This is a genomic window from Nonomuraea guangzhouensis (assembly GCF_019396345.1).
Classification (GTDB): Bacteria; Actinomycetota; Actinomycetes; order Streptosporangiales; family Streptosporangiaceae; genus Nonomuraea; species Nonomuraea guangzhouensis.
In genome coordinates, this window is the sequence record NZ_JAHKRM010000009.1 from 391,238 (window position 1) to 412,581 (window position 21,344).

Below are 21,344 nucleotides of genomic sequence, written 5' to 3' on the forward strand. Positions count from 1 at the left end.
TCGACCGGCGGTTGACCGGCGGTTAGGCTGCGGGCGCGCGGACATGATCGCGTACTGTGAACCGGCCGGAAGGGGATCGATGTTCGGCGACGCACTGCGCGAGTTCCGGGTTCGGGCACTGCTCACACAGGAGGAACTGGCCGCGCTGTCCGGCGTCAGCGAGCGGCAGATTCGTGAGATCGAGTCCGGCCGCGTCACGGTTCCCCGGGCCAGCACCGTCCGGGTGCTGGCCGACACGCTGAAACTGTCCCCGGCGGACCGCGCCGCCTTCCAGCTCGCCGCGCAACCGGACGCCGGTCATCCGCCGGCGCCCGCGCAGTTACCCGGCGACGTCGACGGTTTCACCGGCCGTGACGCGGCGCTGCGCGCCCTCGACGCGGCCACGGCCGCAGTGGTCACCGTCTCCGGCCCGGCGGGCGTGGGCAAGACCTCGCTCGCCGTGCACTGGTCCCGCCTGGCGGCGCCGCGTTTTCCCGACGGCCAGCTCTACGTGGACCTGCGCGGCTTCTCACACCACACGACGGTCGATCCCGCCGAGGTGATCCGCGGATTCCTGGACGCGCTCGGGGTGCCGCCCGACCGCATCCCGTCCGGCTTCGACGCGCAGGCGGCGCTCTACCGCAGCCGGTCCGTCGGCCGCCGCCTGCTGGTCGTGCTCGACAACGCCCGCGACGCCGACCAGGTCCGGCCGCTGCTGCCCGGGGGCCCGGCCGCCCGTACCGTGGTCACCAGCCGCCGTCAGCTCACCGCCCTGGTCGCCGAGACCGGCGCCGCCGCGCTGCGCCTGGACATACCGGAGGTCGATGAGGCGGTCGAACTGCTCAGCCGCCGGCTGGGCACGGACACCGATCCCGCCGGCGTGACGGCGATCGTGGCCGCGTGCGGACGGCTCCCGCTGGCGCTGGCGCTGGTCGGCGCGCGGGCACGGCTGACCGGCTTCCGGCCCTCGGCGATCGCCGCCGAGCTGCGCCACCCGGGCGGCCGGCTCGCGGCCCTGGAGATCGACGCCGTGTTCTCCTGGTCCTACGACGCGCTGAGCCCGGCCGCCGCCCGGCTGTTCCGGCTGCTCGGGCTCGCCACCAGCGCCGACATCGCGGTGGCGGCGGTGGCCGCGGTGGCCGGACGGGCGCTGCCCGAGGTACGGCGGACGCTGGCCGAACTGACCCACGCCAGCCTGGTCATCGAGCACGCGCCCGGCCGCTACCGGACGCACGACCTGCTGCACGCCTACGCGCGTGAACGTGCCATGGCCGAGGAGTCCGAGGCCGCGCGGCAGGCGGCGCTGACGCGGCTGCTCGACCACTACACGCACACCGCGTACCACGCCGAGCTGGTGCTGAATCCGGTGCGCGCGCCCATCCCGATGACCCTCGCCGCGCCCACGGACGGCGTCGAGCCGAAACGCGTGTTCGACCTGCCCGCCGCTCTGGACTGGCTGAGAACCGAGCAGGCGGTCCTGCTCACCGCGCTGCGGCAGGCCGAGGAGGAGGGCATGCATCGGCACGCCTGGCAGTTGAGCTGGGCGCTGGACACGTTCCTGAACGACCAGCGGCGCTGGCAGGACGAGGGCGCGGCGTGGGCGGTGGCGCTGCGCGCGGCGACCGCCCTGACCGACCGGCCCGCGGCGGCGCACGCGCACCGCTTCCTGAGTGCGGTGCACGGCCGCCTCGACCGGTTCGACGACGCGCACGACCACATGCGGCAGGCGCTCGACCTGAGCCTCGCCGCCGGACATCGGGCAGGCGAGGCGGAGAGCCGTTTCGTGCTGTCCTACGTCTATTGGCTCCAGGGCGACCGTGAGCAGGCGCTCGACCAGGCCGAGCAGGCGTTGTCGCTCTTCACCGAGCTCGACGACCCGCTCTGGGCGGGCAAGGCCAGTCTCGCCGTGGGCTGGTACCTTTCCGAGATCGGCGCCTGCCAGGAAGCCCTGTCGTATCACGAACGAGCGCTCGAACTGCAACAACGGGCGGGCGACCTGGCCAACGAGGTGGTCACCTGGGACACGCTGGGCGTGCTCCACCAGCGGCTGGGCGACCCGGAGACGGCGATCAGGCACTACGAGAGCGGTCTGCGCCGGATCGGCACGATGGAGAGCCCGGGGTTGCGCGCCCAGTTGCTCGGGCATCTCGGCGACGTGAGCGAGGCCATCGGCGACTGGCAGACTGCCCGCGAACGCTGGCTGGAGGCGTACGAGATCCTCCGCGAGCTCGGCCACCCCCAGACGGGCGACCTGCGCCGCAAGCTTCAGTCGCCCGGCCCGTCGTCGTAGTCCCAGCCTGCCTGCGGTTTTCACCCGAAAGCACCGCCTTCTGCCGCAAAATCGTTGGCGTCGCCGTCTTTGAGCGGGCTAGCGTTGCTGGGTCATGCGCCAGGAGGACGTGTCCTGTCTGCGCAGGTGGGTCAGCGGATTGGGGATGCTCTATGACTTCTCAGCTTGTCGCGCTCTGTTTCGATGCGAACGACCCCCTCGGTCTCGCGCGCTTCTGGGCCGGATTCCTGGGCTGGGAGATGACCGACGACCCCCACGAGGGCATCACGCTCCTGCCGAACGATGACACCGGGTTCCGGATCCGTTGCCTTCCCACCGAGGAGAAGAAGACCGAACCGAACCAGATCCACTTCGACATGACGAGCAACCACGCGGACCAGGAACGGACGGTGGAGAGGGCGCTCGCACTCGGCGCCCGGCACATCGACGTCGGGCAACTGCCGGAGGAGGGCCATGTGGTGCTCGCCGACCCCGAAGGCAACGAGTTCTGCGTCATCCCGCCGGGCAACAACTTCCTCGCCGACTGCGGATTCATCGGCGCGCTCGCGTCCGACGGTTCGCAGGAGGTCGGCTACTTCTGGAGCAAGGCACTGGACTGGCCGTTGGTCTGGGACCAGGACGAGGAGACCGCGATCCGTTCGCCGCACGGCGGTCCGAAGATCACGTGGGGCGGCCCGCCGGTGAGGCCGAAGACCGGCAAGAACCGGATGCACTTCGACCTCGCCCCACCCGCGGACGGTGATCAGCGAGCGGAGGTCGACCGTCTCGTCTCACTTGGAGCGACTCGGATCGACATCGGCCAGCACGGGGTCGGTCATGTGGTGCTGGCCGATCCCGATGGCAACGAGTTCTGTGTGTTGCCCCCCTCGGCAGCGTGACCCGAGGTCCGTTGCCGCGGACCTCGCGCCAGAACGTAGACGAACAGGACGGCCATGACGACCGCGCCTGCCCACATGGCCTGCTGCCAGCCGTCGACGAAGGACTCTTGGGCGGCTCGGGTCAGCGCCCGCGCCTGGGGGCCGAGCCCGTCGGCGGCCGCGAGGGCGTTGGCGATGCCCTCGCGGGCGGTGTCGGCGGCGTCGTACGGCACCCCATCGAGCCGGGAGTCGAGCCGGGAGCCGATGGCGCCGCGATAGCCGGCGGTCAGGACCGCCCCGAGCAGCGCGACACCGAGCGCGCTGCCCAGCTCCCGGGTGACGTCGTTGAGCGCGGACGCGACACCTTGACGCTCACGCGGCAAGGCGGTGGTGATGGCCTCGGTGGAGGGCGTCATCGTGACACCCATGCCGAGTCCCATGGCGAGCATGCCGGGCAGGATCGACAGGTAGCCGCCGTCGACGGAGACGGAGGTGGCCATGAGGGCCAGCCCCGCGCCGCCCAGGAAGATCCCTGAGGCCATCGCCCCGCGGTTGCCGATGCGCGCGGCCACCCGCGGAGCGAGGCCCGAGGCGAACATCATCAGCAGCGCCATCGGCATGAGCGCCAGGGTGGAGCGAAGGCCGGACCAGCCGAGCACCGCCTGGAAATACGGGAAGAGGACCACGAAGATCCCTGCCTGCACACCGAAGACCGCCAGGAGCGACACGGAACCGCTCGCGAGACCTCGCTCGCGGAACAGGCGGACGTCGAGGAGCGGAGCCTGCCGGCGCAGTTCCCAGGCCACGAACCCGGCAGCGGCGATGACGCCGACCAGGAGGCTCACGAGCGTCACGGGCGCGGTCCAGCCTCGTTCGGGGCCCTCGTGGAGGAAGAAGACGAGCCCGACCACCGCGACCACGGACGACAGCGAACCGACGACGTCGAACCCGTGCCCTGACTCCTCGCGCGAGTTCGGGACGGATCGCAGCGCCATGACGACGGCGACGACGACGAGCACGACCGGCAGGACGAAGAGCCATCGCCAGCTCGCCACGTCGACCAGGACGGCCGACAGGTACATCCCCACGATGCCCCCACCGCCGGCGACGCCGGTCCACACGCCGATCGCCTTGGAGCGTTCCTCGTCCGGGAAGGTCGAGGTGATGACGGCGAGGGTGACCGGCATGATCATCGCCGCTCCTATGCCGCTCAGGAACCGCGCGGCGAGCATGATCTCGGATGACGTGGCAAGTCCGGCCGCCGCACTCGCTGTTCCGAAGACGAGCAGGCCGGCCAGCAGCACCGGCCTGCGGCCCCACCGATCGCTCATCGCGCCGAGCGGCAGCAGCGCCGCGGCCAGCGTGATGGTGTAGATGTTGATGAACCACAAGACCTCGCTCTGCGAGGCGTCGAACGCGACGGCGAGCTCCGGCTGGGCGACGTTCAGCCCGGACACCGAAGCGATGACCGCCATGAGCGCGATGCAGACCGCGACCAAGATCGTACGTCGTTGCCGTGGGTCGTCGATGATCGGGGCGGGGGTGTTCCTACGCATGGGATTCCTTCCGCCGGGTGGCGCGCACGACGACATCGTGGAGGGGGACCGCTCGGCCGGTGACCGTGCGGAGGTGCTCTTCCGCGGTGACGATCTCCCACTCCGCGCCGTCCATCCGCGCGGTGATGGCCGCGGAGGTGACCGACGCCTCGGCGGGAGGGTGGTGCCCGTGGCCGGTCGATCCCGGGGTGTGCAGGTGTCCCACGATGAGCAGCGTGCCGCCGGGAGCCACCCATTCGGCGATGCGGTCGTAGAACTCCAGCTGGGGCATCGCCGAGTGGGCATAGTGGGTCATGACCAGGTCGAAAGGCTCGCCCGGGCTCCAGGCACTCAGATCCGCCTCTACCCACCGCAAGTGCTCAGGCGCCCCACTCGTCGCTGCGCGCTCGGCCGCGCGGGCGAGGGCCTCGGAGGAGATGTCGGCCGCGGTGACGTGCCAGCCGTGGGAGGCGAGCCAGATCGCCTCGGCGCCGCCGCCGCACCCCGCATCCAATGCCGTACCTGGTGTCAGTCCGCTGGTCTCCCGAGCGAGGTACGGGTTCGGCGGGTTGCCGCCCATGGATCCGGGGCCCTCTTGCCAGTGCCGCTCCCAGAAGTCCTTGTCGAAGTCGTGCGTCATAGATCGTCCCTTTCGTTCGCGGTTCGCGCCTCATGGTGCTGATCGAGGAGGCGGATGTGCAAACGTCGTTGCCGAATGGCAAAATGGCGGGGTGGACGAAGCCATAGATCGCACTCTTGACGCTGTCGGGCCGAGGTTGAAACGCCTTCGGTTGCGGCGCGACGTCACGCTCGCCGGCCTCGCGGCGGAGACCGGCATCTCCGTCAGCACCTTGTCCCGGCTCGAGGCGGGCCTGCGACGCCCCACGCTCGAGCAGCTGCTTCCGCTCGCTCGCGCCTATGGCGTCACGCTCGACGAGCTCGTCGACGCGCCGCCGACCGGCGACCCCCGCGTCAATCTGCGTCCGATCCCCAGCGCCGACGGCTCGGTCATCCTGCCGCTGACCCGGAGGCCCGGCGGCATCCAGGCCTACAAGTTCGTCCTCCCGGCCGGAAGCGACGACGCCGAGCCCGACCTGCGCACCCACGAGGGCTACGACTGGGCCTACGTCCTCAACGGAACGCTCCGCCTCGTACTCGGCGAACACGACCTCATCCTCAAGCCGGGAGAGGCCGCGGAGTTCGACACGCGCACCCCGCACTGGTTCGGGGCCACCAGCGCCGGTCCCGTCGAGTTCCTGAGTCTCATCGGGAAACAAGGCGAACGCGCGCACGTCCGCGCGGCACCGAAATCTGGCCCGGCTAGCTGATCGGGACGGTGAGGCGGCGCCTGCTGGGTGGTGCCTCCTTGCGCTCGCCGAGGAGGGTCATGAGCTGGTCCATGGCCACCTCGCCGAGCTTCTCGCCGTCCACGTCGATCGAGGGGACGTCGCCCAGGCCGAGGCTCTCGACGATCATGCGCTCCGAGCTGACCACGACGCCCCGGATGCCGCGGTTGAGCAGGGCGAACATGACACCGAGGCCGATCGAGGTCGCGTAGGGGACGACTGCGGTCGCGCCGGCGGCCAGCACGGCCTCCGCCGTCTCCACTCCGGCGGCGAACGTCGAAGGGTAGGGGCCGAGCATGGTCAGCGTCGCGCCGCTCGACTCCGCCGCGGCGCGGATGGCCGCCTGGCGCTGGCGATCCTGCCAGGAGCCCGCCGGGCCGCCGATGTAGATGATGCGCTCGTGGCCCTTCTCGGCGAACCAGGTGACGAGCGCCCCGAAGGCGGCGGCCGTGTCGGCGACCGCCGAGGTCATCCCGTCGATCTCACGGTCGATGAGCACGGTCGGCTTGTACGACGCGGCGGCGCGGACGATCTCGTCCGAGCCCCGGGGCGCGGTCAGCAGGAAGCCGTCGACCTGGTGCGCGAGCTGCTCGACCGAGGCGAGCTGGGCCGCGTGCTCCAGAGAGTGCACCGCGATGGTCAGCTGCATGCCCGAGTCGGCCGCCCGCGCCTGGGCACCGCCGATGATCGGGGTGAAGAAGGTGTTGTCCAGCGTCGGCACGACGATGGCGACCACGCCGGTCCGCCCCCGGGCCAGCTGGGTGGCTGCCCGGTTGGGAACGAATCCGAGCTGCTCAGCGGCCGCACGGACGCGGGCCACCGTTTCCGGGGCGGCCAGATCCGGCCGGCCCAGGGCGCGGGAGGCCGTCGCCTTCGAGACCCCGGCCAGCGCGGCGACGTCCGCGAGTGTCGGCACCCATCCTCCTTCAGTCAGTCGTCGTAACACGGAATTCACGCAGGGGTTTGTGCGCGGGGCCGCTCATAATCTATGGTCAGGCTCATGGAACCGGTTCCGCAACCGGTTCCACACAAGCGTACGCCACTGAGAAAGGACGCCGACATCTCCCGCACATCGGCCTTCCTCCTGGTGCCTGGTCTCGTCCTTCTCGTGGCAGGTTTCCTCATCCCCTCCGCCGCGATGCTCTTCGCGCCGCCGGACGTGCCGACCAGCCAGATCTTCGCACGCCTGGGCGAGATGCTCACGGATCCCTACGACCTGGAGGTGATCGGGCGCACGGTCGGGCTGGCCCTGGCTGTCACGATCATCTGCGTCGTCCTCGGCTTTCCGATCGCCTACTGGCTCGCCCGCTCGCCGTCACGCTGGAGCGGGGTCTTCCTGGCAGTGGCGATCTTCCCACTGATGCTGAGCAACGTGGTGCGGACGTTCGGCTGGCTGGTGATCCTCGGCTCCAAGGGGGCGCTCGGCCGGCTGCTCGTCCAGCTCGGCGTCGTCGATGTGGCGCCGCAACTGCTCTACACCAAGCTGGCGATCGTCCTGGGCCTCACCCAGCTGTTCCTGCCGCTGGCGATCATCTCCTGCTACTCGGCCGTCGCCCAGGTCGATCCCGGCCTGGACGACGCTTCGCGCGGGCTCGGCGGGAGCCGGATCCGCACGATGTGGAACATCGTCATCCCGCTGACCATGCCGGGCATCGTGGTGGCCGCCACCCTGGTCTTCGCGGGGTCCGTCACCGCCTACACCACGCCCTATCTGCTCGGCGGGTCCAGCCAGCGGATGCTGTCCACGCAGTTGTTCAACTACGCCAGCACCACGGTCGACTGGGCCTCCGCCTCGGCGACGGCGCTCATCATGACGGTCCTGGTCTTCCTGGTCTCCGGGCTGTCCTCGCTGATCGGGCGGAAGGGGGCCACCTCATGAAGCGGCCGATCACGGCGGCGCTCGCGGTCATCGGCTACGTCATCATGATCGTGCCGATCATCTTCGTGGTCGCCACCGCCTTCACGGCGGGCAGCACTCTGAGGTTCCCGCCGGACGGGATCTCGCTGCGCTGGTTCGACGAGGCGCTCGGCTACGAGCCGTTCATCGAGGCCGCGATCTCCAGTTTGGAGCTCGCCGTCCTCGCCACCGCGCTCGCGCTGCTGCTCGGGGTGCCGGTCACGCTCGCCGTCCACCGTGGCAAGCTCCCCGGCAAGGGCCTGGTCGAGGGGTTGTTCCTGTCGCCGCTCATCGTCCCTGAGCTGGTCGTCGGCCTCGCGCTGTTCCAGCAGCTGATGGTCGGCCTGGGCCTGGACAACTTCAGCACGCTGCTGGTCGGGCACACGGCGCTGATGCTGCCCTATGCGGTACGCGTGACCGGCGCCTCGCTCGCGCTGGCCGACCCCGTGCTGGAGGAGGCCGCCCGGGGCCTCGGCGCCTCGCCGCTGCGCGCGTTCTTCAACGTGACGTTGCCCGTCCTGCGGCCGGGGATCTTCTCCGCCGGGCTGCTCAGCGTGGTCACGTCGTTCAACAACGTGCCGCTGTCGCTCCTGTTGCAGGGACGCGACTTCCGGACGCTGCCGGTGACGATGCTCGACTACGTGCAGCAGTCCTATGACCCGATGGTCGCCGCCGCGTCCACTCTCATCCTGGCCGCCACCGTGGTCATCGCGGTGATCGCCGAGCGCACGGTCGGATTCGCCAAGATCTTCGGAGGGATCAACCAATGACCGCCGCCGCCGAGCTGATCGGAGTCACCCAGAGGTTCGGCTCCTTCACCGCCGTCGATGAGATCGACCTCGCCGTGCCGTCAGGGAAGCTGACGACACTGCTGGGGCCGAGCGGCTGCGGCAAGACCACCACGCTCAGGATGATCGCCGGCTACTCGGCACCGACGTCGGGGACGATCCGCATCGACGGGATCGACAGCACCCGCACGCCGCCGGAGAAGCGGAACCTGGGGATGGTCTTCCAGTCGTACGCGCTGTTCCCGCACATGACGGTGGCCGACAACGTCGGTTACGGGCTCAAGCTGCGCAAGGTGCCGGCCGCGGAAAGACGGTCGCGGGTCATGGAGACGCTCGAGCTCGTCGGGCTCGCGCACCTGGCCGACCGCAAGCCGAAAAAGCTCTCCGGCGGGCAGCAGCAGCGGGTGGCACTGGCCAGGGCGATCGCGATCAGGCCCAAGCTCCTGCTGCTCGACGAGCCGCTGTCCAACCTCGACGCCCGTCTGCGCGTACAGATGCGGGCCGAGATCAGGCGCATCCAGGCCGAGACCAAGCTGACCGTCATCCTCGTCACCCATGACCAGGACGAGGCGCTGGAGATGTCCGACGAGATGGTCATCATGAACGAGGGCCGGATCGTGCAGCAGGGCTCTCCCCAGCAGGTCTTCCCCCGTCCGGCCGACCGCTTCGTCGCCGAGTTCCTCGGCTACGAGAACTTCCTCACCGCGGCCGACGGCACCCCGCTGACCATCCGGCCCGAGCATCTGCGCCTCGCCGAGGAAGGCCACGGCCTGGACGCGACCGTGGTCGACGTGGCCTTCCGCGGCGTCGACCTGCTGGTCTCGCTCGACGTGGTCGACCCGTCGGGCGCGACCGTGAGGCTGCTCGCCGACGTACGCAGCGGCACGACCCTGACACCCGGATCGAGCGTCACGGTGATCGCGCCGGACGACCATCTCGTCTCACTCCCCCGCTGAGCTCCCTGAGCTCCGCTGAATTCCGCTGAATTCCGTGAAAGAAGGAACCCCATGCCCACGCGCCGCGCCGTACTGGCCGCTGCTCTGACGGTGCTCGCCGCAGCCGGATGCTCCGGCTCCGGCTCCGCTGAGAAGCAGGCCGACCAGAACACCATCGTCGTCAGCACCTTCCCCTTCGGGGTGAAGGAGTTCGAGCAGGCGGTCGTCACCCCGTTCACCAAGCAGACGGGGATCAAGGTCGAGCTGGACACCGGGTCCAACTCCGACCGGCTGTCGAAGCTGAAGCTCACCAAGGGCAAGCCGGAAGCGGACGTGGTGCTGATCTCCGACTACTTCGCCGCGCTCGGGCAGAAGGACGGCCTCTTCCAGAAGGTCGACGTACCCAACATCAAGGAGCTCGCGCCGTTCGCGACCGAGGGCGCCTACGAGGGGCCGGCCTACACGCACCAGCTCAACGGGATCATCTACAACACCGGCAAGCTCAGTCAGAAGCAGGCCGCCGACTGGGCGCTGTTCGCGAACCCGGCGAACAAGGGAAAGGTCGCCCTTCCCGATATTTCGGTGACCGCCGGGCAACTCATGATCTCGGGGGTGGGTGAGTCGTACGGCAAGGGCCCCTACGACATCGACACCTCGTTGAAGACCCTGGCCGGTTGGGCGCCGAACGTCCTGCAGTTCTACACCTCCTCGACCGAGGTCACGAACCTGCTGAACCAGGGCGAGATCGTCGCCGCCGACGCGCTGAGCGGCTTCGCCACCAAGCTCGCCACCTCGGGCGAGCCGATCGCCTGGACGGCTCCCGCCAAGGGCCGCTACATGGCCACCAACCGGGCGATGATCCCCAAGGGCGCGGTCAACCAGCAGGGAGCGGCGAAGTTCATCGACTACATGCTGTCGGCCGAGGCGCAGAGCGCCATGGCGAAGGCCGTCGGTGACCTGCCCACGAACCTCAAGGCCGACATCCCGGCCGACATCGCCAAGGTGACGGGCGAGGCGGCGAAGGACCCCGTGGCCGCCGGGTTCAAGACCCTCGACCCCGCCCAGCTCGTCGACACCCGCACCACCTGGGTCGACCGCTTCACCCGCGAGGTGGCCGGCAAGTGAACCTTGACCGGATGCCCAAGGTCGATCTGCACTGCCACCTCATCGGCACCGTACGGGCCTCGACGTTCGCCGAGCTGGCCAGGAGGGAGGGGCTCGACCTGCCCGACACGCCCGAGCGGATCTACGCGGATGTGAACTCGCTGCCGCCGGACCCGGCGCTCTACCTGAACACCCGGATCCCGGTGCCCCAGGGCAGGAGCGCGGACGAGCCCGAGGTGTCCTATTCGCTGTTCCAGGTGTCCTCGTGGGTTCTCCAGGTCCTGCGCGAGGCTGACGATCTCACCAGGATCACCTACGAGGCGTTCGAGAACGCCCACCGGACCAGCGCGACCAGGCATCTCGAGGTCTCCTTCGACGCGCTGACCGGGCATCAGGAGAAGCTCGGCTACGCCACGGTGATCGAGGCGTACGCCGAGGGCATCAAGATGGCGGAACGCGACTTCGGCATGTCGGGTCGGCTCATCGCGGCCGTCGACCGGAGCAGGTCGGGCGAGGAGGCGCTCTCCTGGATCCGCACGGTCGTGGACAACCCGCACGAGTACGTGGCGGGGATCGGGCTGGACAACCTGGAGACCGCCGGGCCGCCCGAGCGGTTCGAGGCCGCCTTCCGGCTCGCCGGTGCGGCCGGGCTCCGTCGTACCGCGCACTCCTCCGAGCACGCGCCCGTCGCCGTCAACACGCTCACCTGTCTCGACGTGCTCGGGTGCGACCGGATCGACCATGGCTACTTCGTGCTCGAGGACGACGAGGTCGTCGCCAGGGTCAGGGACGAGCAGGTCCCGTTCACCGTCATCTCGACCACCTCGCGGCGCTCGTGGCGGCCGTGGCGGCGGGCGTCGATCGCGGCGATGCTCGAGGCCGGGCTGAACGTCATTCCCGCTTCCGACGATCCCGGGATGTTCCCGACGTCGCTGGCGAACGAGTATCGGATCCTGTCCGACCAGCTCGGCGTACCGGATGAGCGGTTGCGCGCGATGGCGCTGGCCGGGGTGGAGGCGTGCTGGCTGCCGGAGCCCGAGAAGGACGCGCTGCGCAAGCGCTTCGAGCGCGAACTCGCGAGCGCGGAGTAGCCGACCGGACACCTGCCCCTCATTATTATCAAAGCCTCCACACCATCGCCATAAATTCTCCATAAATTGACCATAAACCCTTCCAACCTGCGGGTACTCAGGAATGAGAAACCCTGGGACATGGCCTCACAAGCGATTTGAACCTCACCTCGAAAGGGCTCTTGTCAAAACGATTTACCAACACTTACTCTCCAAGTGATCAGATCATTTTCGCTTTTTACTTGGAGGCACAACTTGCGCCGATTAGCGCTTCCTGTCGCCCTCACGGCGTCAATGCTCTTCCCCTTCCTCGCGCCTGAGATCGCGGTCGCCACCCCCGCCACCGTGCTCGCGGATCCGCCACCGGCTGACGTTCAGGAGATCGGCCCCGGCCAGTACTCCGCCGACACCAAGACCTTCCAGCTCACCGAGCTGGACGTGTCCGCGGGCGCGATCAGCCGCAGGCACGGTGTGGCTCTGACCAGTGGCGACCTGGCCCGGCCACAGTCGGCCCCGGCCACCCGCCCCGAATTGGCGGTCTTCGGGCCGGGCTGGCAGGCCGAGTTCGAAGGTGGGCAGATCAACCGGAAACTGGAGAACCAGAACGGCACCTTCGTCGCCACGGAGCTCGAAGAAGGGACGTCGACCAGCTACCCCCTGAAGAGCAGCGTCTCCACTCCCGACGGCGGCGGCATCAACACATACGAGGCCACCGACGGATCCAAGATCACCGAAACCACCAAGTGGGACCCGGTCGTCAGCGCGATGCGCACCACGACGGCCGAGACGTTCAAGACAGATCTGGGTCCCCTGGATGAGGGCGACGAGCCCATGACCAACCCCGACGGCACCCCCGTCAGCGACGCCGACATCCAGCTCACCTACACCTGGTCACGGCAGTCCGGGGCGCCCAGCGCCGACCCCTGGCGGGTGACCAGCGTGGGCACCACCGCCTTGGGCAAGACCGCGATCACCTACGACGCCCAGGCCCGGGTCAGCACCGTCAAGGAACCGGCGCGCGGCGAGAACCCCGCGTCCGTCACCACGTTCACCTACGCCACGGCCACCACGGCCGGCGGCACCTCCTTCGGCGACTTCGCGGGCCGGCTCAAGAGCGCTACGGTCACCTACGGAACCGAATCGCCGCAGACCGAGGCCAGTTACACCTACGACCAGAACGGCCTCCTGCGTGCCGTGACCGATCCCAGCGTCGGCGACACCCAGGCGACCTACGCCTACGACTCGGTGGGACGCCTGTCGTCGATCGAGTCCGCGAGCAACGGCGCATGGCAGCTCAGCTTCCCGGCGGGCGTCGCCGCTCCGCAGGTGACCGCCACCGGCACCGACATGCCGGTCAACGGCGGGCCGACCGAGGGCGGCGGGCCGGACGACCCCGACGCCAGCGGGCCGCCGGCCAGCGACTTCCCGCCGGACGGCGTGGATCCCCCGCAGTCCTACCCGAAGAAGTGCAACACCGCCAAGACCTGGATGTGGTACACGAAGAAGGGCTGCAAGGCCTGGGCGTACCACGGCGGCACATGGCGCTACCCGGACTGGAAGCGGACCGCCAGCGGCTTCAAGGTCATGGGCATCGTCTACGACCACTGCACGAAGCCGGGACCGGACCGCCCTACCGGCTTCGACTTCCGACCGGCCTGTGACTCCCATGACTACGGGTACGGCCTGATACACAACAAGAAAATGGGATATCTCTATTACCTCGACCCCACTCACGCACGAAAGGTCGACGTGGACACCCGCTTCTACATCACCTTGAAGGACAAGGTGTGCGGGGGCTACTTCATCCTGGTGCGGGGCGCCTGTAGAAAGATCGCGGCGGTTTACTACATGGCTGTCCTGAAATTCGGCAACCCCTGAGAACGGCGCGAGCAAGTCGTAAACCTGCGCTGTGACTTCCTCGGGTCTGGCCGGACGGCGGCATCGGTCGCCGTCCGGCCACCCCTCATCCCGGCGTCGTTTCCCTGCACCTCCGTTATGTAAGGCGCGGTACGTCATGAAATTGCCAGTCCTATCCCGTCTCCTCGTGGCACCGGCGGCCACGGCGATCGCGACCAGGCCGGCCTACGCGGCAGCGGCCCCTTCAGCCCGCCCGCGCGGCGGCTTCCCGGCCGAGCCGCCGCGCGCCCGCGTTCCGAGCGGGCCGTGGTCGTGGCCGCATGGCCGCGTCCCTCCCCCAGCACCTGACGCTCAGTGGGCCTCCGGTTGGCTGTAACGGGTGGCGGGGTTCGGGCGGTTGCCACCCGCCAGGAGGGCGGTTTCCGCGGCCAGGAGGGCATCGAGCGCGGCCGTGCGATCCTCCAGGCCGGGCACGCAGATCGTCTCGCCCAGGCGCAGCCCGGCCAAGCCGGCCTGGGCCACGGCTTCCGCGGTCATGGCGAAGGGAGCGTCGCGTCCGGAACCGTCGTTGAACTCCGTAGCCACCAAACCAGGGCAGACCACCTGGGTCCGGACACCGGTGTCGGCGAGCTCGTGGGCCAGAGTCCGGGTGAAGGCCACCGTGGCGGCCTTAGAAGCCGCGTACAGGGTGCGGAGCGGCATGCGCGGGTCCGTCTGGCCGGCGCTGAAGGCGAGCAATGAGGCGACGGTGATGACGGTGCCGTCGCCCGCGGCCAGCATGCCGGGGAGGGCGGCGCGGACGAGCTGGACGGGCGCGACGGCGTTGAGGGTGAGCAGGCGCCCGATCTCGTCCGGGTCGATGTCGGCGAGCGGGGCGTAGCCGCCGACCCCCGCGTTACTGATCAGCAGCCGGACATCGCCGACGGCCAGGCGCTTGGTCACCGCGGCGAGGCCTTCCTGCGTCGCGAGATCCGCGGGCAGGACCTCGACCGTGGCACCGGCCGTACGGAGTTCGTCCGCCAGCTCGGACAGCCGATCGACCCGCCGGGCGACCAGCACGAAGTCGTGGTCAGCCGCGAGAAGGCGGGCGTACGCGGCGCCGATGCCGGACGAGGAACCGGTGATGAGAGCAAGGGTGCGTGACATGAGCCCATGGTTCCTCAAGCGCTTGTTGACTGTCAAACGCTTGATAGTCGTCCACTGCCGTACTCTTTTGGCGTGACGCAGGAAGACGTAGGGCCGGTCGCCGCCGACGCACTGGACCGGGTGACCTGGGCGCTACGGCAGGCGGAGATGGCCGTGCAGGCCCTGAAGGAGCAGCGGCTGCGACCACTGGGCATGGCGGCGGCCCACTACTCCCTGCTGATCCGCGTCCATGCCGATCCCGGCCTGACCGGAGCGGAGCTGGCCCGCCGCCTGAACGTCACCCCGCAAGCCGTGGCCTCCCTGGTGGCCCGGCTGGAGGACCGGGGCCAGCTGGAACGCCGGCCGCACCCGCGCCACCGCCACGTGCAGGAGCTCCACCTCACCGACGCCGGCCGCGACACGCTGCGCCTGGCCGATGCCGTGGTCGCGGAGATCGAACGGCAGATCACCGAGAAGCTCGGCCCCGAGAGCACCACACGGCTGACGGCGCTGCTCCATCAGGCGGCCGACGCGGTCCGGGAGACCTGACCGGTCTGGCGGCACGGGCGCCTCGTGGCGTGCGCACCCGTCCGCAGGATCACGGTCTGGTTCGTCTCTCGTGGGCGGCGGCGAGGATGAGGTAGGCGCCAGCGGTCCAGGTGTAGGCGCGGTCGCGCAGGCCCTCGCCGGTGCGGGCGTCGAAGTTCTCGGCGAAGCCCGATTTCTCGCACAGCGCGCGGAAGCGGGCGCTGATCTCGTCGGCCAGGTCCGGGTATCCGGCGCGGCGCAAGCCGTCTTCGATCAGGACGGTCGACGGCGCCCAGATGGGCCCGCGCCAGTAGCCGTCGTCCTGGTAGTGCTCAGAGTCGGGCAGTTCGGTGGCGGGACCGAACGCGGTCAGGTGCCGCTCGATCCGGGCGGCCAGCGCCGCACGGACGGGTCGCGGCAGCTCCTCCCCCAGCGCGATCGGCATGAGGTCGAGCAGGCTGGAGCTGGACCAGGTACGTCCGGAGCGCACGCCCCGAGCGCGGAACCGTTCGCCGTCCCACAGCTCGGTGAGCAGCGCGTCGCGCATCCGGTCCGCCTGCTCGCTCCATCGGGCGGACGTGTCCGGGTCGGGGGCCAGGCTGGCCAGTTGGCGCAGCTGCAGCACGAGGAAGGAGGCCAGGTCGGCGGTCTCGACGACCCGCTCGTGGTCGAAGGTGGTGGCGTTGTCCCAGCCGCTGTCGTTGCCGTGCTGGTAGTGCGGCAGCTCTCGCCCCGGGGCGCGGCGGGCGTCGAGCCAGAACGTGGTCCAGCGTTCCAGCAGCCGATAGGTCTCGCCCGGATCGGGCGCGGGCGGGAGGTGGCGCAGGGCCCAGCCGTGGATGGGCGGCTTGACGAAGTTGTAGAGGATCTCGGAGTGGGTGACCGAGTCGGGCAGCGCGCCCGCGGCGTCCTGGTGGTCGAAGGGCAGCCGGAACTGGTCCCAGGCCAGCTCGGGCAGGCCGTCGGCGAGGGCGAGGGCGTTGAAGCAGTGGTCCCAGCTCCACACCTTGTCCATCCAGTGCTTGGACATGAGCACGGCCGGCCGGGTGACGAAGCCGGCGGGGCGCACGGTGGCCGACCACAGCACGTAGGCGGCCAGTTCGGCGGCGGGTGTGCGGTCGCCGCGCCAGGGCGCGACCGCCGCGGCGAACGCGTCGAACTCGGCCCGCGCCGCCTTGGCCACCTGTTCGAAGGCGTCCGTGCTCGCGTAGGGGGCGCGCGCGGTCTCGTACTCCTCGATGGCGATCTCCCACGCCTCGTCGTCCGGCAGGACGACGCCGCGCTCGGCGGTGCCCAGCGCCTGGGCGCCGAGGTGGTCGGCCCGCCCGCTGATGAGGGTGATCCGGTAGCGGCGGCCGGTCTGGTAGACGGTGAAGACGTAGGAGTCGTCGCGGGGGTCCTGGTAGAAGTACGGGCCGCTGAACGGCGTCAGTACGGGGTCGGCGGCCAGCAGGTGGAGCCCGAGGCCGCGGCCTTTGACGCGTACGGTGTCGGGATTGTCGTAGACCAGGTCGATCCGGCCGTCGTCGCGGCTCCAGGTGAGCTGGTGCGGGGTGGCGGTGATGGTGGTCTCGACGGCGGGGACCAGCCGGAGAACCGCGTGCATGCCGGTCTGGTGCGAGACCAGATGCACATCCTCGGCATAGGTCTGCTCCGCCACCACGGGCGAGAACCCGAACCAGGATCCGCGGTAGCTGAACGGGATTTCCCGCAGGGAGAACACCGGGCCTGAAGCGGCGACGGTCATGAAAAGAGGGTCCCTTCAGTCTTTGACGGCACCGGCGGTGACGCCTGCCGCGACGTAGCGCTGGGCGACGACGAGCAGAATGGCAGCCGGGATGGAGGCGATCACGGCGGTGGCCATGATGGCGTTCCACTCCTGGTTGTTGTTGCCGATGTAGTGATAGATGCCCAGCGTGATGGGCTGGTGGTCGCCGCCCTGGTCAAGGGTGCCGGCGAAGATGAAGTCCGACCACGCCCACAGGAAGGCGAACAGCGACACGGTGATGATCGAGTTACGGCTGACCGGCAGCACGATCGAGGTGAACGTCCGCACCACGCCGGCGCCGTCGGTGCGGGCCGCCTGCAGCAGTTCGTCGGGGATGCCGGACATGAACGCGGTCAGGATGAGCACCGCGAACGGCACGGCGAGGGTGGAGTCGGCCACGATCAGCCCGGGCACGGTGTTGAGCACGCCGGTGGTGAGGAAGATGGCGTAGAAACCCATCGCCATGATGATCCCCGGGATCATCTGCGCGATGAGCAGCACGAAGCTCAGTGCCCCGCCGCCACGTGGGCGCAGCTTGGCCAGCGAGTACGCCGCCGGCGCCGCGAGCAGCAGGGTCAGCGCCACCGTGCCGAGCCCGACGACCAGGCTCACACCCAGGTAGGGCAGCTGCTGGTCCAGCACCGCCCGGTAGCCGTCCAGCGTGCCGTCGACCGGGAACCAGCTCGGCGGGGTCCTGCGCATGTCCTGGTCGCGGGTGAACGAGACGTTGATCATCCAGTAGACCGGGAACAGCATCACCGCCGTGAGCACCAGGCCGATCGCGGTCTTGAGGCGCCTCATGCCAGGGCCTGCCTGCGCTGTGCGCGGATGTAGATCAGCCCGAAGACCAGCGCCGCCACGATGAGCAGGTTCCCGACGGCGGCTCCGGGCCCGAACGCGGGCACGAGGTTGCCGAACCCGAGCCGGTAGGACCAGGTGGCGAACGTGGTGGAGGACCCGCTCGGCCCGCCCTTGGTCATGATCCAGATGATGTCGAACACCTTCAGCGTGTAGACCAGGCCGAGCAGCAGCGTGATCGCCGACACGGGGCGCAGCAGCGGGAAGGTGACCCGCCAGAACCGCTGCCAGCCGTTCGCCCCGTCCAGCGCGGCGGCCTCGTAGATGGCCGGCGAGATCGCCCGCAGCCCGGAGTACAGCACGACGAGGTTGAACGGGATGCCGATCCAGATGTTGGCGATGATGACCGACCACAGCGACCAGTCCGGCGAGGTCAGCCAGTTCACCGGGCCGATCCCGATCCACGACAGCACCGCGTTGACCACGCCGGACTCGCTGTTGAGCAGCCACGACCAGGTGGAGGCGGACACGATCAGCGGCAGCAGCCACGGCACCAGGAACAACCCCCTGAGCGTGGCCGACAGCCGGAAGTTCGTCAGGAAGAACAACGCCAGCGCGAGCCCGATGGTGAACTGGAAGGCCAGCGACACCAGGGTGAACACCACCGTGTGCCACAGCGCGGGCCAGAAGGTGGCATCGGCGAACACTTTGGCGTAGTTGGCGAACCCGGCGAACGGGGCGTCGCCCCGCACGAAGGAGCGCACGGTGTAATTGCGCAGGCTCAGCTCGACGTTGCGGTAGAGCGGATAGGCGTAGAAAACCAGCAGGTAGAGCACGACCGGGGCGAGGAACGCCCATGCCGCCCACTGGCCGGACCGCGCGCGGGCCCCCCGGTGGCTCCGTCCCGTCGCCGGTACGGAGCCGCGGGCGGCAGGACGCGCCTGCGTCTGGGTGATTCGGCTCATGCCGCTACTGGATCGCGCTCGCCGCGGCCGACTGCGCCGCGGCCATGGCCTCCTGGGGAGACTTGGACCCGCTCAGCGCCGCCTGCACCGCGCCCCACAGGGGCTCGGAGATCTTCGGGTACTTGGTGCCGAGGTCGTCGCTGGTGCGTCCCTTGGCCGCCTTGACCGCCTCCACCCACACCTTCAGGTCGGGCGTGGCCGCCACCTGCTTGGCCTGCACCTGTTCGGTGGGCGCGATGTAGGACAGGGTGGTCGTCGTGGTGAGCGAGTTGTCGGCGCTGGTCAGGCAGGCCACCAGCTTCTGGGCGGTGGCGTAGCGGCCGGTGTCGGACTGCACGGGGATGCTGACGAACTCGCCGCCGGTGGGAGCGGGCGCGGTGCCGCCGTCCTTGCCGGGAACCGGGACGATGCCGTAGGCGAAGCCGGCCTTCTTGGCGTTGGCGAGCTGCCAGGTGCCGTTCTCGGCGAAGGCGAAGTCGCCGGTGGCGAACTCCTGCCAGCTGGTCGTCTGGGTGTTGTTGATGACGGAGTTGGGGGCGTACCCCTTCTTGAGCCAGTCCGCCCACAGGGCCACGGCCGAGACGCCCTCAGGTGAGTCGAGCTTGGTGAGGTTCGCGCCCGAGCCCCAGAGCCAGGGCAGGAACTGGAAGCTGCCCTCCTCGGTGCCGATCGCCGAGAAGGTGATGCCCTTCTTGCCGGCCGCCTTCACCTTCGTCAGCGCCGCCGTCAGCGAGGCCCAGTCCTTCACCGAGGAGATGTCCACCCCGGCCTTCTTCAGGACGTCCTTGTTGTAGTACAGGGCGAGGGTGTTGGCGCCGATCGGTACGCCGTAGGTCTTGCCGCCGCTCTGGCCGGCCGCCAGCAGGTTCGGCGCGATGGCCGAGACGTCGAGCTTGTTCTCCTCGGTGGTGGTGAGCACGCCGGCCTCGGCCAGCGTGGAGACCACCGGATTGTCCACGATCAGCACGTCCGGCGAGTTGCCCTGCTGAGCCGCCAGCAGCGCCTTGTTCGTCAGGTCGCTGGTGTCGTAGCCGGTGCGCTCCACCTTCACCCCGGCGTCGGTGCCGCACTTGTCCAGCAGCTTCACCCACTCCGAGCTCTTGTCGTACTGCGGGTACGGGTCCCAGATCGTGTACGTCGTCCCGCCCCCGGCGGCCTGACCGGCGCTCGTCGAAGCACTGCTGTCGACGCCGCCGGACGATGACGAGCAGGCGACCGGCCCGCCCAGGACGGCCAGGACCGCCAGACCCACGCCGGCCGCACGCCGGCTCCTTGCCGCTGATTTCATTGAACTGACCTCCGAACGAAGTCGAATCGATTCGCCGAATCGGTTCGACCGAACATAGGCCCGCTCCAGCACAGGAGTCAATGGGGATGTGTGCGGCGGCACCTTCACGGCACGGACGACCACGTCATGAACCGATTCGACCTACGATGGTCGCCGAGCGGCGGATCGGACGAGGAGCACGGGTGAACATCGGAGAGATCGCCAAGCGGGCGGGCGTGTCGCGCAGCACCGTCTCCTACGCGCTCACCGGCAAGCGCCCGGTGTCGGAGGAGACCAAGCGCCGCATCCAGACGGTCATCGACGAGCTCGGCTACCGGCCCAACGCCGCCGCCAGGGCGCTGAAGGAGGGCCGCACCCGCACCATCGGCCTGGTCATCCCACCGGCCAGCCAGCGCCTGACCGACATGCAGCTCGGCTTCGTGGCCAGCGTGGTCGACGCCGCCGCCCGCGCCGACCTGGACGTCCTGCTGTCGCCCTCGGGCGGCGAGCACGACCGCTCCTTCGAGCGCGTCGTCACCGGCCGGCGCGTGGACGGCGTCGTCCTCATGGAGATCCGGCTGGAGGACGACCGGGTCGCCCGGCTGCTGAGCAGCGGCCTGCCGTTCGTCGGCATCGGCCGTACCCGCCACCCGGAGGACATGTCCTGGGTGGACATCGACTACGAGACGCTCATCGCCAAATGCGTCCACCACCTGGCCGACCTCGGCCACCGGCAGGTGGCGCTGGTCAATCGCAGCGCCGAGCTGGTCGCCGCCGGATACGGCCCCGGCCACCGCGCGCAGGCCGGCTTCGACCGGGCCATCGCCGAACGCGGCCTGAACGGTGTGCGGGTCTGCTGCGGCGACGACGCCCAGGCCGGACAGTCCTGCCTTCGGCAACTCCTCGCCGAGCACCCGGAGTTGACCGCCATCGCCACCATCAACGAGGCGGCGGTCTTCGGCATGTACCGCGCGCTGGCCGAAGCGGGCCTGACCGTACCCGGGGACTTCTCCGTCGCCGGCGTCGCCGCCCAGCACTGGGCCGAGAGCCTGCACCCCCCGCTGACCGCCGCCGACGTACCCGCGGACGAGATGGGCGCCCGCGCCGTCGAGCTGCTCATCCAGCGCATCGCCGACCCCGGCACCCCGCACCGCCACCTCCTGGCCGCCCCGCCGATCTCGCTCCGCAGCACGACCGGGCCCGCCCGGCCACGCGCCTGACGGGTCTTGACCATC

General features: G+C 69.6%; 19 protein-coding genes. 11 read left to right on the forward strand and 8 right to left on the reverse strand.

All coding sequences use genetic code 11. The features are described from left to right. Positions 1 to 79 precede the first annotated feature (79 nt). Both KME78_RS21105 and KME78_RS21110 read left to right on the forward strand, forming a co-directional pair. Positions 80 to 2,269 carry an ATP-binding protein gene (locus tag KME78_RS21105; protein ID WP_219530804.1) on the forward strand — a complete coding sequence of 730 codons (2,190 nt, stop codon included), beginning with the start codon at positions 80 to 82 and terminating at the stop codon, positions 2,267 to 2,269. Between the two features lie 152 nt (positions 2,270 to 2,421). Then, on the forward strand, positions 2,422 to 3,147 hold the full coding sequence (locus KME78_RS21110) for a VOC family protein (RefSeq protein WP_219530805.1): 726 nt from the start codon (positions 2,422 to 2,424) through the stop codon (positions 3,145 to 3,147). Here KME78_RS21110 and KME78_RS21115 read toward each other — a convergent pair. Both KME78_RS21115 and KME78_RS21120 read right to left on the reverse strand, forming a co-directional pair. Beyond that, positions 3,084 to 4,682: an MFS transporter gene (locus tag KME78_RS21115; RefSeq protein ID WP_219530806.1), complete on the reverse strand. Its 1,599-nt coding sequence runs from the start codon at positions 4,680 to 4,682 to the stop codon at positions 3,084 to 3,086. The two genes, KME78_RS21110 and KME78_RS21115, sit on opposite strands and share 64 nt — an antisense overlap. After that, positions 4,675 to 5,301 carry a class I SAM-dependent methyltransferase gene (locus KME78_RS21120; protein WP_219530807.1) on the reverse strand — a complete coding sequence of 209 codons (627 nt, stop codon included), beginning with the start codon at positions 5,299 to 5,301 and terminating at the stop codon, positions 4,675 to 4,677. The genes KME78_RS21115 and KME78_RS21120 overlap by 8 nt, the downstream gene beginning before the upstream one ends. 91 nt (positions 5,302 to 5,392) lie before the next feature. On the opposite strand from KME78_RS21120, the gene KME78_RS21125 reads away from it, so the two are divergent. Beyond that, the gene (locus tag KME78_RS21125) at positions 5,393 to 5,989 is read left to right on the forward strand and encodes a helix-turn-helix domain-containing protein (RefSeq protein ID WP_219530808.1); all 597 of its coding nucleotides are present in this window, start codon (positions 5,393 to 5,395) and stop codon (positions 5,987 to 5,989) included. Here the strand turns inward: KME78_RS21125 and KME78_RS21130 are convergent. Then, a complete protein-coding gene (locus tag KME78_RS21130) occupies positions 5,982 to 6,923 on the reverse strand; it encodes a LacI family DNA-binding transcriptional regulator (protein WP_219530809.1) in 942 nt (313 codons plus the stop codon). The two genes, KME78_RS21125 and KME78_RS21130, sit on opposite strands and share 8 nt — an antisense overlap. 192 nt (positions 6,924 to 7,115) lie before the next feature. Between KME78_RS21130 and KME78_RS21135 the strand changes: the two genes are divergently transcribed. The 6 genes from KME78_RS21135 to KME78_RS21160 all read left to right on the forward strand — a co-directional run bounded on the left by KME78_RS21135 (position 7,116) and on the right by KME78_RS21160 (position 13,679). Continuing rightward, positions 7,116 to 7,886 (forward strand): ABC transporter permease, encoded by a 771-nt coding sequence (locus tag KME78_RS21135; RefSeq protein ID WP_308127054.1) that lies wholly within the window; start codon positions 7,116 to 7,118, stop codon positions 7,884 to 7,886. Then, the gene (locus KME78_RS21140) at positions 7,883 to 8,674 is read left to right on the forward strand and encodes an ABC transporter permease (protein ID WP_219530811.1); all 792 of its coding nucleotides are present in this window, start codon (positions 7,883 to 7,885) and stop codon (positions 8,672 to 8,674) included. Before KME78_RS21135 ends, KME78_RS21140 begins: the two co-directional genes overlap by 4 nt. Then, entirely contained in the window at positions 8,671 to 9,648 is a 978-nt protein-coding gene (locus KME78_RS21145) for an ABC transporter ATP-binding protein (RefSeq protein ID WP_219530812.1), read from the forward strand. The genes KME78_RS21140 and KME78_RS21145 overlap by 4 nt, the downstream gene beginning before the upstream one ends. Before the next feature lie 51 nt (positions 9,649 to 9,699). After that, entirely contained in the window at positions 9,700 to 10,752 is a 1,053-nt protein-coding gene (locus KME78_RS21150; RefSeq protein WP_219530813.1) for an ABC transporter substrate-binding protein, read from the forward strand. Next, positions 10,749 to 11,822, forward strand: a complete 1,074-nt coding sequence (locus tag KME78_RS21155; protein ID WP_219530814.1) for an adenosine deaminase family protein — start codon at positions 10,749 to 10,751, stop codon at positions 11,820 to 11,822. The genes KME78_RS21150 and KME78_RS21155 overlap by 4 nt, the downstream gene beginning before the upstream one ends. 273 nt (positions 11,823 to 12,095) lie before the next feature. Next, positions 12,096 to 13,679, forward strand: coding sequence for a phospholipase A2 (locus tag KME78_RS21160; protein WP_219530815.1), 1,584 nt, complete (start codon positions 12,096 to 12,098; stop codon positions 13,677 to 13,679). A 330-nt stretch (positions 13,680 to 14,009) separates the two neighbouring features. Here the strand turns inward: KME78_RS21160 and KME78_RS21165 are convergent, their stop codons facing one another. Further along, positions 14,010 to 14,804, reverse strand: a complete 795-nt coding sequence (locus KME78_RS21165; RefSeq protein WP_219530816.1) for an SDR family NAD(P)-dependent oxidoreductase — start codon at positions 14,802 to 14,804, stop codon at positions 14,010 to 14,012. 72 nt (positions 14,805 to 14,876) lie between these two features. On the opposite strand from KME78_RS21165, the gene KME78_RS21170 reads away from it, so the two are divergent. After that, positions 14,877 to 15,332: a MarR family winged helix-turn-helix transcriptional regulator gene (locus KME78_RS21170; protein WP_219530817.1), complete on the forward strand. Its 456-nt coding sequence runs from the start codon at positions 14,877 to 14,879 to the stop codon at positions 15,330 to 15,332. Between the two features lie 49 nt (positions 15,333 to 15,381). Here the strand turns inward: KME78_RS21170 and KME78_RS21175 are convergent, their stop codons facing one another. Genes KME78_RS21175 through KME78_RS21190 form a run of 4 tightly spaced genes read right to left on the reverse strand, consistent with a single transcriptional unit; the run spans position 15,382 to position 20,130 of the window. Beyond that, on the reverse strand, positions 15,382 to 17,058 hold the full coding sequence (locus KME78_RS21175; protein ID WP_219530818.1) for an amylo-alpha-1,6-glucosidase: 1,677 nt from the start codon (positions 17,056 to 17,058) through the stop codon (positions 15,382 to 15,384). Positions 17,059 to 17,073: 15 nt separating this feature from the next. Continuing rightward, entirely contained in the window at positions 17,074 to 17,880 is an 807-nt protein-coding gene (locus KME78_RS21180; protein WP_219530819.1) for a carbohydrate ABC transporter permease, read from the reverse strand. Beyond that, positions 17,877 to 18,842: a carbohydrate ABC transporter permease gene (locus KME78_RS21185; RefSeq protein ID WP_219530820.1), complete on the reverse strand. Its 966-nt coding sequence runs from the start codon at positions 18,840 to 18,842 to the stop codon at positions 17,877 to 17,879. Before KME78_RS21185 ends, KME78_RS21180 begins: the two co-directional genes overlap by 4 nt. A 4-nt stretch (positions 18,843 to 18,846) precedes the next feature. Beyond that, the gene (locus KME78_RS21190; protein WP_219530821.1) at positions 18,847 to 20,130 is read right to left on the reverse strand and encodes a sugar ABC transporter substrate-binding protein; all 1,284 of its coding nucleotides are present in this window, start codon (positions 20,128 to 20,130) and stop codon (positions 18,847 to 18,849) included. A 182-nt stretch (positions 20,131 to 20,312) separates the two neighbouring features. Between KME78_RS21190 and KME78_RS21195 the strand changes: the two genes are divergently transcribed. Next, complete coding sequence (locus tag KME78_RS21195) at positions 20,313 to 21,329, forward strand: LacI family DNA-binding transcriptional regulator (RefSeq protein ID WP_219530822.1); 1,017 nt, start codon at positions 20,313 to 20,315, stop codon at positions 21,327 to 21,329. The last annotated feature ends 15 nt before the right edge of the window (positions 21,330 to 21,344 follow it).

What these genes read in the sequence shown, in the direction of transcription:
- KME78_RS21145 (WP_219530812.1), top strand. Translation starts at nt 8,671, where the DNA reads ATGACCGCCGCCGCCGAGCTGATCGGAGTCACCCAGAGGTTCGGCTCC.
- KME78_RS21180 (WP_219530819.1), bottom strand. Translation starts at nt 17,880, where the DNA reads ATGAGGCGCCTCAAGACCGCGATCGGCCTGGTGCTCACGGCGGTGATG.
- KME78_RS21105 (WP_219530804.1), top strand. Translation starts at nt 80, where the DNA reads ATGTTCGGCGACGCACTGCGCGAGTTCCGGGTTCGGGCACTGCTCACA.
- KME78_RS21165 (WP_219530816.1), bottom strand. Translation starts at nt 14,804, where the DNA reads ATGTCACGCACCCTTGCTCTCATCACCGGTTCCTCGTCCGGCATCGGC.
- KME78_RS21160 (WP_219530815.1), top strand. Translation starts at nt 12,096, where the DNA reads ATGCTCTTCCCCTTCCTCGCGCCTGAGATCGCGGTCGCCACCCCCGCC.
- KME78_RS21120 (WP_219530807.1), bottom strand. Translation starts at nt 5,301, where the DNA reads ATGACGCACGACTTCGACAAGGACTTCTGGGAGCGGCACTGGCAAGAG.
- KME78_RS21185 (WP_219530820.1), bottom strand. Translation starts at nt 18,842, where the DNA reads ATGAGCCGAATCACCCAGACGCAGGCGCGTCCTGCCGCCCGCGGCTCC.
- KME78_RS21175 (WP_219530818.1), bottom strand. Translation starts at nt 17,058, where the DNA reads ATGACCGTCGCCGCTTCAGGCCCGGTGTTCTCCCTGCGGGAAATCCCG.
- KME78_RS21110 (WP_219530805.1), top strand. Translation starts at nt 2,422, where the DNA reads ATGACTTCTCAGCTTGTCGCGCTCTGTTTCGATGCGAACGACCCCCTC.
- KME78_RS21115 (WP_219530806.1), bottom strand. Translation starts at nt 4,682, where the DNA reads ATGCGTAGGAACACCCCCGCCCCGATCATCGACGACCCACGGCAACGA.
- KME78_RS21140 (WP_219530811.1), top strand. Translation starts at nt 7,883, where the DNA reads ATGAAGCGGCCGATCACGGCGGCGCTCGCGGTCATCGGCTACGTCATC.
- KME78_RS21190 (WP_219530821.1), bottom strand. Translation starts at nt 20,130, where the DNA reads ATGAAATCAGCGGCAAGGAGCCGGCGTGCGGCCGGCGTGGGTCTGGCG.
- KME78_RS21150 (WP_219530813.1), top strand. Translation starts at nt 9,700, where the DNA reads ATGCCCACGCGCCGCGCCGTACTGGCCGCTGCTCTGACGGTGCTCGCC.